Source organism: Vreelandella stevensii S18214 (assembly GCF_000275725.1).
Lineage (GTDB): Bacteria > Pseudomonadota > Gammaproteobacteria > Pseudomonadales > Halomonadaceae > Vreelandella > Vreelandella stevensii.
The window spans coordinates 136,764-149,820 of record NZ_AJTS01000039.1 but is presented as its reverse complement, the minus strand read 5'-3'; the positions used below and the strand labels follow the sequence as shown (position 1 = coordinate 149,820).

Sequence of the window (13,057 nt, the reverse complement as noted above, 5' to 3'; positions counted from 1 at the left end):
CACATCCCGGGCGACCCCCAGTTGGGTGAAGCGGTGCGGGGCCTGGCAGGCAAGCACAGCGCGGTGCTGCTGGCCAACCACGGCCCGGTGGTGGCGGGCAAGACCCTCGAGGCGGCGGTGTATGCCACCGAAGAGCTGGAAGAGACCGCCAAGCTGTACCTGCTGCTGCGAGGCGAGAACCCGCGCGGGCTGACCCCAGAGCAGGTCGCCGAGCTGGAAGCGCGTTTTCCCAAGGATTAATGACGCACTTGAACCCCTTTCACCAGGTACTGGATAACAACAAGAGCACGCCATGATTCGATTAGCCGCCAACCTCAGCATGCTGTTCAACGAACACGCCTTTCTCGACCGCTTTGCTGCTGCCGCCGAGTCGGGTTTCAAAGGGGTGGAGTATCTATTCCCCTATGCGTTTGCCGCGCGTGATGTGCAGCACGCGCTCAAGGATGCCCAGTTGGAGCAGGTGCTGTTCAATATGCCGCCAGGCGATTGGGACGCCGGTGAGCGCGGCCTGGCCAGCCTGCCGGGCCGGGAAGCCGAGTTTCGCGATTCGGTCACGGCGGCGCTGAGCTACGCCGAGGCGCTCGGCTGCCCGCGGGTTCATGCCATGGCGGGGCTGTTACCGGACAATGCCGATGCCGCGACCCAGGCAGAGCACCACGCCACTTATATCCGCAATCTGCGTTTTGCGGCGAACGAGGCGGCCAAAGTGGGCCGCGACATTCTCATCGAACCGATCAATACGCGTGACATGCCGGGCTTTTTTCTCTCTCGCCAGGCCCAGGCCATGGCGGTACTGGAAGAGGTCGGTGCCCCGAATCTCAAGCTGCAGTTCGACCTTTACCACTGCCAAATCATGGAAGGCGACCTGATTCGCCATCTCGAACGCCAGTTCAGCGCCATTGGCCATGTCCAGATTGCCGGGGTGCCTGATCGTCACGAGCCCAATGTGGGCGAGGTGCACTACCCCGCCATTTTCGAACGCTTGAGCGCGCTGGGGTATCGCGGCTGGGTTGGCTGTGAATACCGCCCCCAGGCGGCCACCCGAGCGGGGTTGTGGTGGGGAGCACCCTGGGGGTTGACCCCACGCTGAGCTCTTCGAACGCCAACAATAACAACGCCATATCAGGAATCACATCATGCATATTGCCATCACCGGCGCAGCGGGTTTTCTAGGTCAGCGTCTTGCCCATCAACTGATCCAGCGGGGCGAGCTTCGCCAGCAGCCGATCACCCAGCTCACGCTGATCGATCAAGTGGAAGCCCCCGCGCCCGACGCAGGTAGCATCACCGTGTCCTCGCGTGCCGTGGACATTACCCAGCCCCAGGCCCTCGACGACGTGCTGGATCAGCGCCCTGACGTGATCTACCACCTGGCGGCCGTGGTGAGCTCCGCCGCCGAAGCCGATCTGGAGCTGGGCATGCGGGTCAACTTCGATGCCACCCGTGCCTTGCTGGAAGGCTGCCGCCTGCGCGGCCTGCACGCAACGCGCTTGATCATGGCCAGCTCCGTGGCGGCCTACGGCGGTGCGCTGCCGGAGGTGCTCGATGACATGACCGCGCTGCACCCGCAGAACTCCTATGGTGCCCAAAAGGCCATGTGCGAGCTGCTCATCAATGATTACAGCCGTCGTGGCGAGATCGATGGTCTGGTGCTGCGCCTGCCCACCATCGTGATCCGCCCTGGCCGCCCCAATGCGGCAGCCTCCAGCTTTGCCTCCAGCATCTTGCGGGAGCCGCTCAATGGCGAAACGGCCATTTGCCCGGTGCCCACCACCCTTGAGATGTTCGTGATGTCGCCGGGCAAGGTGGTCGACGCGCTGGTGCATGGCGCCCAGGTGCCCAGCACGGCGCTGGCACCGTTCCGTGCCTTCATGCTGCCCGGCATCACGGTGAGCGTGGCCGAGATGCTCGATGCCCTGCGCAGCGCCGCAGGCGAAGACGCGCTCTCGCTCGTTCAGCATGCGCCCGATCCGCGCATCGAAGCGATTGTGGCCAGTTGGCCCGCACGCTTCGAAACCGCCAAGGCGCGCCAGCTCGGTTTTGTCGGTGACGACGACTTCACTCAGATCATCGAACGCTTCATGGCCGAGCAGCACCATGAACGCGCCTGATGTGGCTGCTTTTCCATCTGCCTGGCAGGCAGGTAACCCATAGGAAGGCCCTGCGCCTTCTTGAAACACCCACCCTCACAACAACACCAAGAGGGATACATCATGACCAAGCGCTTCACCCGACATGCTCTCGTGACCGCCATGAGTGCCGTGGCCACCGTCAGCCTCGCCCTGCACGCCCAGGCCGCCACCGATATCAGCCTGGGGCATACGCTCTCTTCTACCTCCCACTACTCGGTGGGCGCCAAGGCGTTCAAGGAGACACTCGAACGTTTATCCGACGGTGCTTTTACCGTCACCGAACACGCCTCCGGCTCTCTCGGCGGTGAGCGTGAAATGATCGAAGGCCTGCAGATCGGCACCGTGGATGTGGTGATCACCTCCAGCGGCCCACTGGGTAACTTCGTACCCGAAACCTACGTGCTGGATCTGCCGTTCCTGTTCGAAAACTACGACCAGGCACGCTGCGTGCTGGATAGCGAGATCGGTGACGAGTTGCTCGAGAAGATGAGCGACCATGACCTGGTGGGCATGGCCTGGTCGGAGAACGGTTTCCGCCATCTCACCAATAGCCAGCGTGAAGTCGCCAGCCCCGAGGATGCCAGTGGCTTGCGGGTACGCACCATGGAAAACGCGGTGCACCAGGAAGCCTTCCGGCAGTTGGGCGCACGGCCCACTCCCATGGCCTTCCCTGAACTCTTCACGGCGCTGCAGCAGGGCACCGTCGACGGCCAGGAGAACCCGATCACCGTCATCGTGGCCACCAATTTCTGGGAAGTGCAGGACTACCTCTCCCTGACCGGACACGTCTACTCCCCGGCCATCGTGCTGGGGTCGCCGATCCTGCTGGATGGCTTGAGCGATGAAGAGCGCGACTGGTTCATGCAGGCGGCAGCGGCATCGGTGGACGCCACCCGTGAAGAGGTCTCGCGCCTGGAGCGTGAAGGGGTGGCGTTGCTGGAGTCCAACGGAATGCAGGTGAAAACCGATATCGACCCGGCCCCCTTCCAGGCGGCCGTAGAGCCCGCCTACGAGATCTTCACGTCGCAGTACGGCAGCGAGATGCTCGAACGCATTCGTGAGAAAGCGGGCAGCTGCTGAGTACTGTCTTTACGCGCTTTCTCGACGAACTGTCTTGACGAGCTTTCTTGACGCACTTTCTCAACGTCGGCCTCTGGCAGTGCCAGAGGCCATTCAAGCAGGGTGATCCTTTATGCTATCGGTCTTGCTCCGTATCGAGCATCAGTTAACCCGGCTGGCCCTGATGGTGGCGGTGCTGATGCTGGTGATCTCGGTCACGCTGAGCTTCTATCAGGTGTTGACCCGGTTCGTGTTCAATGCGCCTTCCACCTGGACGGAAGTGGCGTCCCGCGCCTCCATGATCTGGTGCGTGTTCATGGCCGCAGCGGCCACCTTCAGAGGCGGCTACATGATGGCGGTAGAAGTGATCTATAAATGGCTGCCGCGCCGAGGGCTGCTGTTGCTCGAAGTGGCCATTGTCGCCTGCTGCCTGCTGGTGCTGGGGGTGATGTGCTATTACGGCATCCTCATGACCCTGCGGGTCAGTAACCAGGTGATGTCGGGCATGAATATCTCCATGTCCTGGGCCTACGCGGCCATCCCGACCGGCGCCGCTTTTGCCATCGTGTCGGTAATCGCCAGGCTGGCCGCGCAGCTCAGTGGACGTGAGCCCGTGGGGCCGGAAAACAGTGAGGTGTTGCCCGAAGAGGCCATGCTGCAGCAGGTCGAGCAGCCCAGCGCTGAACAGACCAACAAAGGGGCGCCCCTATGAACATGGTGATTGGCCTGTCGCTGCTTATTCTCTTCACCTTCGGCGTGCCCATTGCGATCTCCATCGTGCTGGCCTCGATCATCGGCATCGAATTCTTCACCCGGCTGCCGCTGTTGCTGGTGCCACAGCAGATGTTCATCGGGATCGACAAATTCCCGCTGATGGCGATTCCGTTTTTTATCCTGGCGGGTAACTTGATGGCCGCCGGGGGCATTTCCCAGCGGCTGGTGGACCTGGCCAAATCCATCGTCGGGCGGGTGCAAGGCGGTCTGGCCATGTCCTGCGTACTGACCTGCATGATGTTTGCAGCGGTGTCGGGCTCCAGCGTGGCCACTACTTTTGCCATTGGGGCCATCCTGATTCCGGCGATGGTCAAGCATGGCTATCCCAAACCGCTGGCCGCTTCCATTCAAGCGTCATCGGCGGAGCTGGGCGTGCTGATTCCCCCTTCCATTCCGCTGATTCTGTACGGCGTGAGTACCGATACCTCCATCGGACAGCTGTTCCTGGCGGGGATTGGGCCAGGCCTGCTGATTGGCTGTGCGCTGATCATCTTCCTCTACCTGTTCTGCAAAGTGCGTGGCTACGGCAAGGACGATTACAAGGACAGCACGGGCTTCATGACGTCGCTGAAGCGTGCCTGGGTGGCGCTGCTGATGCCGGTGGTCGTGATTGGCGGTATCTACGGCGGGGTGTTTACGCCCACGGAAGCCTCGGCGGTGGCAGTGTTTTTCGCCCTCATCGTGGGGGCGTTCTACTACCGTGAATTAACGCTGGCGGATATGGGGCCTATCCTGCGCCAAAGCGTGATTTCCACGGCGGCCGTCATGTTGATCATTGCCGCTGCCGCGCTTTTCAGCTTTTTATTGAGCCGTACCGGGTTGCCCGCCCACATTGCCACGCTGGTGACCAACACCATTGAAAGCCCGATGATGTTCTTGCTGGTGGTCAACGCGCTGCTGCTGATCGTCGGCATGTTCATCGAAACCTCGGCGGCCATCCTGGTGCTGGCGCCCATCCTGACCCCCATCGCCATGCAGTTTGGCATCCACCCCGTGCACTTTGGCCTGGTCATGGTGGTCAACCTGGCGCTGGGCATGATCACCCCGCCGTTGGGCGTCAACCTGTTTGCCGCCTGCGCCGTGGCCAAAATCTCCATCGATCAGATGCTGCCGTGGCTAGTGCGTTTCGTGCTGGTGGTGCTGGCATGTCTGATGGCGATTACCTACATGCCATGGATTTCCATGGGACTGGTCAATCTCTTCTATGGTTAAAGGACCTGTGAGGTTAAAAGACCTATGGGGTTAAAAACGTGCGGGGTTAAAAAACGTTCGGGATCAAAGAGCCGTCTGTGTTAACCGTAATGACCACAATGACAATAAAAGGAGCTCCTGATGTCGCATACCATCGGCCTGCTGTCGCAGCAGGCGCTGATTGGAGGAGAGTGGGTCGATACCGCGCAGACCCTCCAGGTAGACGCCCCCGCCACGGGCGAACCGTTGACCCGCATCGCGCGGTGCCAAGCCGAAGAGGTAGATGCCGCCGTGCAGGCGGCCCGCAAGGCCTTCGCTGGGCAGCTCGGGGAGTGGGCGCGCTGGTCAGCGCGCCAGCGCGGTGAGTGGCTGCTGCGCTTTGCCGACGTGATCGAATCACAGCATGAGCAGCTGGCGGCGCTGGAGTGCGCGGATACCGGCAAGCCCATGACGCAGGCCAAGGGAGACATTGCCGCCTGTGCCCGCTATTTCCGCTTTTATGGCGGTGCCGCCGACAAGCTGCACGGTGAGACGATCCCCTTTGAGACGGACTTTGCCGTGATGACGCTGCGCGAGCCCTACGGTGTCTGCGCCCAGATCATCCCCTGGAACTACCCGTCCCAGATCTTTGGGCGCTGTGTCGCAGCAGCGCTGGCGGCGGGCAACACGGTGGTGCTCAAACCTGCCGAAGATGCCTGCCTGAGCGTCATGCGCCTGGCGGCGCTCGCGGTGAACCATGGGCTGCCCGAAGGCGCCCTGAACGTGGTGCCGGGGTTGGGCGTGGAAGCGGGTGCTGCGCTGGCTTCGCACCCCTGGATCGACCACCTCTCGTTTACCGGATCGCCTGAAACCGGTACCCGCGTGGCGCAGTTCGCCGCCCAGCACCATGTCCCGATTACTCTGGAGCTGGGTGGCAAGTCGCCGCAGCTGGTGTTTGCCGATGCCGACCTGGAAGCCGCGCTGCCCGCCGTGGTGCGGGGCATCGTGCAGAATGCCGGACAGACGTGCTCGGCGGGTAGCCGACTGCTGGTGCAGCGGGAGATCGCCGATACGGTCGTTACGGCCCTTGCCCAACGTTTTGCCGAGCTGCGCTGCGATGCGGGGGAAGCCGATGCCGACTGCGGCCCGCTGATCAACGAGCGCCAAAAGCTCAAGCTGGAAGCCCGCCTGGCCGCCGCCGAAGCCGATGGCATCCAGGTGGCGGGGCAGGGGCAGTTGGCGCCGAGCGCGCCTGCCGGCGGGCACTTTGTGCTGCCACGGGTGCTGACGAACATTCCAGAGGGCCACGACGTACTGCGTGAAGAGCTGTTTGGGCCGGTGCTGGTGATACAGGTGTTCGATGACGAGGCGCAGGCCCTGGCGCTGGCCAACGCCACCGACTTTGGCCTGTGTGCCGGGGTCTGGACCCGTGACGGAGGGCGTCAGCTGCGCCTGGCCAAGGGCATTCGCAGCGGCCAGGTCTTCATCAACAACTACGGCGCGGCAGGCGGTGTCGAGCTGCCGTTTGGCGGGGTCGGGCGCTCGGGCCACGGGCGTGAAAAAGGCTTCGAAGGGCTGCGCAGCTATACTCGCATCAAGACCGTGGCCATCAAACATTGAGCGCTATCAACCTGGAGAGCACCATGACGACCGTTTATCGGGTAGGGCTTGTCGGCGTTGGCTTGATGGGCCACGGCATTGCCAGCAGCTTGCTGCGCGCGGGGCATTCGCTGTGTTTTCTGGAGCACGCGGGCAACCAGCCCGTGGAGGACTTGGTGGCGGCAGGGGCCGTGCCGCTGGCCAGTGGGCGCGAGGTTGCCCAGCAGGCCGATATCGTCATTCTGTGCGTGACCGGCTCACCGCAGGTGGAGGCCGTCCTGTTCGACCCCGACGGAGTGCTGGACGGGCTGCGTCCCGGCAGCGTGGTGGTGGACTGCTCCACCGCCTTGCCCAGCTCGACGGCCCAGGTGGCGGCCCGTGTCGCGGCGGCAGGCGGGCGTTTCATGGACGCCGCCATGACGCGCACACCCAAGGAGGCGGCCGAAGGGCGTCTCAACCTGATTGTCGGCGCGCCCACGCCGCTGTTCGAGGAGCTGCGGCCGTTGCTGGCAGCCTTCGCCGAAAACATCGCCCATGCCGGTGACGTCGGGGCGGGCCACACGCTGAAGCTGCTGCACAACTTCGTCTCGCTGGGCTTCTCGGCGGTGCTGGCGGAAGCCACGGCAGCATCGCGCAAGGCAGGCATCAGCGCCGATGCCCTGCTGGAGGTGCTGGGCGCGGGCGGCGGTGGCGGCGTGGTGCTGGAGCGCCTGCGCCCCTACATCGCCCACGACGACCCCTCCGGCTTTCGGTTTTCAGTCGCCAACGCCAGCAAGGACCTGGGCTACTACCACACCATGACCCACGAGCTGGGCGTGACTGGCGACATGGCTGGCGCCGTGCATGCGCTGTACCGCTCGGTGCCGGACCAGCAGCTGTCGATTCCTGAAGTCATCGGCGTGCTGGAGCAGCGCTGACCTACCTAATGCCGCCTATGGCCAGTCTCACCGCTTGCCATAGGCGGCCAGAAACACGTCCACTGCCCCGGTGATCTGCCGCTTCAGTTCGTCCTCCGAGGGCGGCAGGCGAACCCTCATGCGGACCTCCTTGATCAGCATACCCTGCCACATGCTGCATAGCTGGTCGGCGGCCTGGGCGGGGGCTGGCAGCGAAAGGTGCCCTGCGCTGGCCAGGCCCTCCAGCTTTTCCTGAAGCCATTGGCTCATGGCCCAGGGGCCTGCTTCGAAAAAGGCCTGCAGCAGCCTGGGGTGCTGCTCGCCCTGATTGCTCATGACCCGCTCCACGGCCAACACGTGGGGTTCCATCAGAAACCGCACCATGCTGATGCCCACCTGAATCAACGACTGGCGCACGCCATCATGGGTGTCCGGCAATTGCTCCAGCCCTTGGCGAATCGACGCGGTTTCCCGACGAATGACGCTGCCGAACAGTGCTTCTTTCGTATCGAAGTGCCCGTATACGGTCACTTTGGAGACCCCGGCTTCCTTGGCCACGGCTTCCATGGTGACGGCATCCGGGCCGTTGCGCAGAAACAGGCAGGCGGCGGCATCCAGCATGGCATCGCGTTTGGCCAGGTCCTTGGGGCGGCCCGCGCTGCGTTTCTGGCCAGCCGGAGAGGGGGGAGAAGCACTGGTCATGCCATTCATCCATGGGTTGAGAAAAGTAAAAAATAATTATTGAACGTTAACGTACACATATTATAGTGAACGCCAACGTTCAATAATATACCCGTCGAGGCCAGCATGGGCACGCACAACTTGGGTACGCACCACCTGGGCAGGCACACTAAAACAAGGCGATATTGGTTGGGCAGCGTGCTGGCGGCTCTGCTGACCGTGGGCGCCACTGCCGCCGTGGTCGTCGTGCTCACCAGTCAACACACCAGCGCCCAGCAGCTGCGCCAGCAAGGGGCCGACAACGCCTTGCTCCAGGTGGCTACCCAGCCCCTGCAGCTGGCCACTGAAATGCGCCGCGAGGTGAAGCTGACCGGGCGAGTAGTGGCGCGCCAGTCGGTGTCACTGGCCTTCGAACCTGCCGGGCGGGTCATCGACATCCGCGTCGATCGCGGTGATCGGGTGGAACAGGGCGAGGTGCTGGCTCGCCTGGACACCCGCCGCCTGGAAAGCCGCCTGGCCGAAGTGGCGGCGCGCAGCGAAGAGGCGCGTGCCGCGCTGGCGCTGGCCCAGCGCCAGGAAGAGCGCGAGTCGCAGTTGAATCAGAGCAACTTCGCCAGCCGCACGGCCCTGGACCAGGCGAGAACCGAGCGTCTCAGTCAGCAGGCGCGGCTGGCGGCTCTGGCCGCCGAACAGGAGAGCCTGTCGGCGGATCTGGCGGACAGCACGCTGACGGCGCCGTTTGCGGGGCAAATCGTGGCTCGGCAGGTGGACGTAGGCAGCCTGGTCAGTAGCGGCACGGCGGCCTTCGATCTCGTCGATACCCGCCAGCTAGAGGCGCACATTGGCCTGCCCGCCCGGCTGGCGGGCACCCTGGCGGCGGGGGATATGGTGACGATAACGGTGCACGGGCAAGCCTTCGCAGGTGACGTGCGCGCCCGGCTGGCCCAGGTGGACAACGACAGTCGGACACAAACGCTGGTCGTGGCACTGGCAAACCCCGAGAACGTGGTGCCCGGCGATTTGGCGACGCTGACCTACACCCTGGCCGAGCCTGCCGAAGGGTACTGGGTGCCGCTGTCGGCCTTGCGTGCCAGCGACCGAGGCCTGTGGAGCGTACTGATTGCCGAACCGCTGGAAGACGAGCGTTACCGCGTCGCCACCGCCAGCGTCGAGCTGCTGCATACCGAAGGCGACCGCGCCTTCGTGCGTGGTACGCTGCTGCCGGGCATGCAGCTGATAACCCAAGGGGGCCACCGTATCGTGCCCGGTCAGCAGGTGACGTTAGCCAGAGGCATTGCCCATGCCGCGCATTGAGTGGCTGTTCAACCGGCGCTTGCTGGCGCTGACGCTGGGCCTGCTGGTGGTGGCAGGCCTCTCGGCGATCAATACTCTGCCCCGCGCAGAAGACCCCCACCTGGTGGCGCGCATGGCGACCGTACTGGCGCCGTTTCCGGGTGCCACGCCCGAGCAGATCGAAGCGCTGGTGGCGCGCCCCATCGAAGACGAGCTGCGCACCATTGCCGAGATCAAGGTGCTGGAGTCGACCTCGCGGCCGGGCATCGCGGTGATCAGCCTGGAGCTGGAGGATAGCGTCACCCAGGTGGTGCCGATATGGAGCCGGGTGCGCGACAAGCTCAGCGATATCGCCCCCTCCCTGCCCAGCGGTGTGCAAACCCCCGAGCTGCTGGATGATCGTGGCTACGCTTTCAGCCTCGTGGCCGCGCTGCGCTGGACACAGGACACGCCCCCCAATGCCCAACTGATGGAGCGTTACGCCGAGCGGCTGGAAGACCAGTTTCGTCGCGTGGCAGGCACCGAATATACCCATCGGTTTGGCGTGGCGGGCGAGCAGGTCGACGTGCTGGTCGACCCGCTGGAGCTGAATGCGCTGGGGCTTTCGGTGGGCCAGTTGGCATCGGCCATCGACGCCAGCGACGGGCGCCGCACGGCGGGCCAGGTCATCACCCAGCAAAACCGCCTCACCGTGGGCATGAGCGGCGAGTTCGATGCGCTGGACCGCCTGCGTGACGTCAGCATCACGACCCGCCAGGGGCAGAGTGTCCGGCTGGGCGAAATCGCCGAGCTGCGCCGTGGTGTCCAGGACCCGCCCGCTGCCGTGGCACTGTTGAACGGTGAGCGAGCCGTCTTTGTTGGCGCACGCATGGCGCCCGGCCAGCGTATCGACGCCTGGGTCGAGCGCGCTCAGCAGCAGCTGGCCGAATTTGCCGAGGAGCTGCCCGTCGGGCTGGCGGTAGAGGAGGTATTCGAGCAGGCCAGCTACACCCAGCAACGGCTCGGTGATGTGGCGCTGAGCCTGCTGATGGGACTGATTCTGGTGGTGGCCATTCTCTTTCTCAGCATGGGCTGGCGCTCGGCGCTGACCGTCGGCCTGGCCATCCCGGCCACGGCGCTGCTGACCCTGGCGTTTTTCCGCCCGCTGGGCATGGAAATCCACCAGATGAGCATCACCGGTATTATCGTGGCGCTGGGGCTGATGGTGGATAACGCCATTGTCATGACCAACGCCCTGCGCGAACGCTTCCTGAAGGGCGATTCGGTGCTGGCGGCCACCCGCGATACGCTGCGTCATCTTGCCGTGCCGCTGCTGGCCAGTACGCTGACCACCATTCTTGCCTTCATGCCCATCGTGCTCATGCCCGGCCCTGCCGGGGAGTTCGTGGGGCCGCTGGCCATGGCCGTCATGGTCGCGCTGGTCAGTTCGTATCTGGTGTCGTTGCTGCTGGTACCGGCGCTCTCGCCGCTGCTGCTGGCCAAAGTGGCCGACAGCGACCGTGTGCCCCGTGACAATGCCATCAAGCGCGCCTTTCGCGGGACGGTCGCCAGCGCGCTGCGCCACCCGGTCGCTGCCATGGTGATGACCCTGTGTGTGCCGCTTGGCGGGATGGCGCTGATGCCGACCCTCGACGTGGCGTTTTTCCCGCCCGCCGACCGCGACCAGTTCCATATCGAGGTGAGGCTACCGGCGGCCAGCAGCATGGCCAATGCCCAGGCGCTGGCCCAGGACGTGGAGCGCCAGGTTCGCGAGGTGCCCGGCGTCGTACGAGTATCAGCCTTCATCGGCGAAAGCGCGCCGATGATGTACTACAACGTGCTGACCCAGGAGGACAATAACCCGGCGTTCGTTCACCTGATCGTGGATACCACGTCGCTGGACGTGACCAACCGCGAAGTGCCGGGCCTGCAGCAGGCGCTCGACCAGCACTTTCCCCAGGCCCAGATCGTGGTGCGAAAATATGAACAAGGCCCGCCGTTCAAGGCGCCCATCGAGCTGCGGGTGTATGGAGATGACCTGGAGGTGCTGTCGCAGCTGGGTCAGGAACTGGCCGGGTTGATGCACCCGTTGCCTCAGGTGACCCACGTCCGTGCCGGGATGCAGCGCGACTTGCCCAGGCTGACGCTGCAAGTAGATCAGGCGGCCCTGGGGGATGTGGGGCTGACGTATCAAAACCTGGCCGATCAGGTCAGCGCGGCGCTCTCCGGCCAGCCCGCAGGTCAGATGCTGGAAGACACGCAGCAGCTTCCCGTGCGGGTACGCTACGCGGCGGAGTGGCGCAGCGATGCCCAGCAGCTGGCGGCGCTGCGTCTGGTCAGCGACCAGGCCAGTGAAGGGCTGCCCCTGGCAGCCGTTGCCGATACCGCCCTGATGCCTGCCTGGAGCGTGATTACCCGGCGAAATGCCGAACGCGTCCAGCTGGTGCAAGGCTTCCTCGTGGCCGATGCGCTGCCAGCGGTGTCCATGGCACAGCTGGATGCCAAACTGCAGGCCGCCCAGGCGGACGGGACGCTGACGCTGCCCCCTGGGTACCGTATCGAGACCGGCGGCGAAGCAGCCGAGCGTGATGAGGCGGTGGGCCAGCTGCTGGCCTCGGTGGTCTTGCTGGTGATCGCCATGGTGGCCACCGTGGTGCTGGCCTTCAACTCGTTCCGTCGCGCGGCCATCGTGTTCATTGCCGGGGCCCAGGCCACCGGCATGGGAATCGTGGCCCTGTTGCTGAGCGGCCACGCGTTTGGCTTCGTGATCATCGTGGGCATCATGGGGTTGGTGGGGGTGGCCATCAACGCGGCCATCATCCTGATAGCTGCCCTGGATGACGACCCGGCCGCTCGCCAGGGTGATCTGTCGGCCATGCTGGCGGTGATCAGCGGCCCGACCAGTCGGCACATCGCATCGACCACCATCACCACCTTTGCCGGGTTGATCCCGCTCATGTTGGCGGCTGGGGGGCTATGGCCCCCCTTCGCGCAAACCGTCGGGTTTGGGCTGTTGCTCGCCACCCTGGTGTCGTTCTTCTTCACGCCCGCGCTGTATCGCTTGTGGGTGGCGAGGGCGGCCTGAATAGCGTTACTTTCCGCTTCCTGGCCCCTGAAACCTCGCTGCAGCAGGCCACCAGGCTCGCCGAAAAGATTCGTCGAGGTATCGCCAGTACTGCTTTCCAGAAAGCCGGACGCGTCACTGTCAGTCTTGGGGGTGCTGAAGCCACGTTGAATGACACGCCCAAGAGCATGATCAAATTGCGCGTCAAACCTCGGCCTTTTAGGCCGGGGAAGGATAGCGCGGCATCCCCAGGATGCCTTTGCTGACGTTTTGTACAGTGCTATACTACCCATGTCGACACGACCTACCGAGGGGCACTCGGAAAGTTACGTCTGTGGAGACGGCGTGAGACCTGGGGGATAGGCGTTGGTTCGTCACCGTAAAAATCCCCACCGGGACGTTACGGCGAT

11 protein-coding genes are annotated in these 13,057 nt (G+C 64.1%); 10 read left to right on the top strand and 1 reads right to left on the bottom strand.

Annotation, left to right across the window (positions count from 1 at the left end; all coding sequences use genetic code 11):
• The 8 genes from HSS18214_RS0110335 to HSS18214_RS0110300 all read left to right on the top strand — a co-directional run.
• Window positions 1–240 (top strand): class II aldolase/adducin family protein (locus HSS18214_RS0110335; protein WP_016915228.1); only part of this gene is annotated, 240 nt, incomplete at its 5' end.
• Window positions 241–292: 52 nt separating this feature from the next.
• Window positions 293–1,090 (top strand): 2-oxo-tetronate isomerase, encoded by a 798-nt coding sequence (gene otnI / locus HSS18214_RS0110330; protein ID WP_016915227.1) that lies wholly within the window; start codon window positions 293–295, stop codon window positions 1,088–1,090.
• Window positions 1,091–1,136: 46 nt separating this feature from the next.
• The gene (gene denD / locus HSS18214_RS0110325; protein ID WP_016915226.1) at window positions 1,137–2,111 is read left to right on the top strand and encodes a D-erythronate dehydrogenase; all 975 of its coding nucleotides are present in this window, start codon (window positions 1,137–1,139) and stop codon (window positions 2,109–2,111) included.
• A gap of 102 nt (window positions 2,112–2,213) precedes the next feature.
• A complete protein-coding gene (locus HSS18214_RS0110320) occupies window positions 2,214–3,212 on the top strand; it encodes a TRAP transporter substrate-binding protein (protein ID WP_016915225.1) in 999 nt (332 codons plus the stop codon).
• A 112-nt stretch (window positions 3,213–3,324) separates the two neighbouring features.
• Window positions 3,325–3,903: a TRAP transporter small permease gene (locus HSS18214_RS0110315; protein WP_016915224.1), complete on the top strand. Its 579-nt coding sequence runs from the start codon at window positions 3,325–3,327 to the stop codon at window positions 3,901–3,903.
• Window positions 3,900–5,177, top strand: coding sequence for a TRAP transporter large permease (locus HSS18214_RS0110310; RefSeq protein ID WP_016915223.1), 1,278 nt, complete (start codon window positions 3,900–3,902; stop codon window positions 5,175–5,177). Before HSS18214_RS0110315 ends, HSS18214_RS0110310 begins: the two co-directional genes overlap by 4 nt.
• Window positions 5,178–5,297: 120 nt before the next feature.
• Window positions 5,298–6,755 (top strand): aldehyde dehydrogenase family protein, encoded by a 1,458-nt coding sequence (locus HSS18214_RS0110305; RefSeq protein ID WP_016915222.1) that lies wholly within the window; start codon window positions 5,298–5,300, stop codon window positions 6,753–6,755.
• 23 nt (window positions 6,756–6,778) lie between these two features.
• Window positions 6,779–7,651: an NAD(P)-dependent oxidoreductase gene (locus HSS18214_RS0110300; RefSeq protein WP_016915221.1), complete on the top strand. Its 873-nt coding sequence runs from the start codon at window positions 6,779–6,781 to the stop codon at window positions 7,649–7,651.
• 27 nt (window positions 7,652–7,678) lie between these two features.
• Here the strand turns inward: HSS18214_RS0110300 and HSS18214_RS0110295 are convergent, their stop codons facing one another.
• Complete coding sequence (locus HSS18214_RS0110295) at window positions 7,679–8,332, bottom strand: TetR/AcrR family transcriptional regulator (RefSeq protein WP_016915220.1); 654 nt, start codon at window positions 8,330–8,332, stop codon at window positions 7,679–7,681.
• Between the two features lie 105 nt (window positions 8,333–8,437).
• Here HSS18214_RS0110295 and HSS18214_RS0110290 point away from each other — a divergent pair, with 105 nt between their 5' ends.
• Together HSS18214_RS0110290 and HSS18214_RS0110285 are read left to right on the top strand one after the other, a co-directional pair.
• Complete coding sequence (locus HSS18214_RS0110290; protein ID WP_083844189.1) at window positions 8,438–9,625, top strand: efflux RND transporter periplasmic adaptor subunit; 1,188 nt, start codon at window positions 8,438–8,440, stop codon at window positions 9,623–9,625.
• Window positions 9,612–12,668: an efflux RND transporter permease subunit gene (locus tag HSS18214_RS0110285; RefSeq protein WP_016915218.1), complete on the top strand. Its 3,057-nt coding sequence runs from the start codon at window positions 9,612–9,614 to the stop codon at window positions 12,666–12,668. Before HSS18214_RS0110290 ends, HSS18214_RS0110285 begins: the two co-directional genes overlap by 14 nt.
• The last annotated feature ends 389 nt before the right edge of the window (window positions 12,669–13,057 follow it).

Excerpts from the sequence above, each read along its gene's own strand:
- otnI (WP_016915227.1), top strand. The coding sequence starts at position 293 with ATGATTCGATTAGCCGCCAACCTCAGCATGCTGTTCAACGAACACGCC.
- denD (WP_016915226.1), top strand. The coding sequence starts at position 1,137 with ATGCATATTGCCATCACCGGCGCAGCGGGTTTTCTAGGTCAGCGTCTT.
- HSS18214_RS0110320 (WP_016915225.1), top strand. The coding sequence starts at position 2,214 with ATGACCAAGCGCTTCACCCGACATGCTCTCGTGACCGCCATGAGTGCC.
- HSS18214_RS0110315 (WP_016915224.1), top strand. The coding sequence starts at position 3,325 with ATGCTATCGGTCTTGCTCCGTATCGAGCATCAGTTAACCCGGCTGGCC.
- HSS18214_RS0110310 (WP_016915223.1), top strand. The coding sequence starts at position 3,900 with ATGAACATGGTGATTGGCCTGTCGCTGCTTATTCTCTTCACCTTCGGC.
- HSS18214_RS0110305 (WP_016915222.1), top strand. The coding sequence starts at position 5,298 with ATGTCGCATACCATCGGCCTGCTGTCGCAGCAGGCGCTGATTGGAGGA.
- HSS18214_RS0110300 (WP_016915221.1), top strand. The coding sequence starts at position 6,779 with ATGACGACCGTTTATCGGGTAGGGCTTGTCGGCGTTGGCTTGATGGGC.
- HSS18214_RS0110295 (WP_016915220.1), bottom strand. The coding sequence starts at position 8,332 with ATGACCAGTGCTTCTCCCCCCTCTCCGGCTGGCCAGAAACGCAGCGCG.
- HSS18214_RS0110290 (WP_083844189.1), top strand. The coding sequence starts at position 8,438 with ATGGGCACGCACAACTTGGGTACGCACCACCTGGGCAGGCACACTAAA.
- HSS18214_RS0110285 (WP_016915218.1), top strand. The coding sequence starts at position 9,612 with ATGCCGCGCATTGAGTGGCTGTTCAACCGGCGCTTGCTGGCGCTGACG.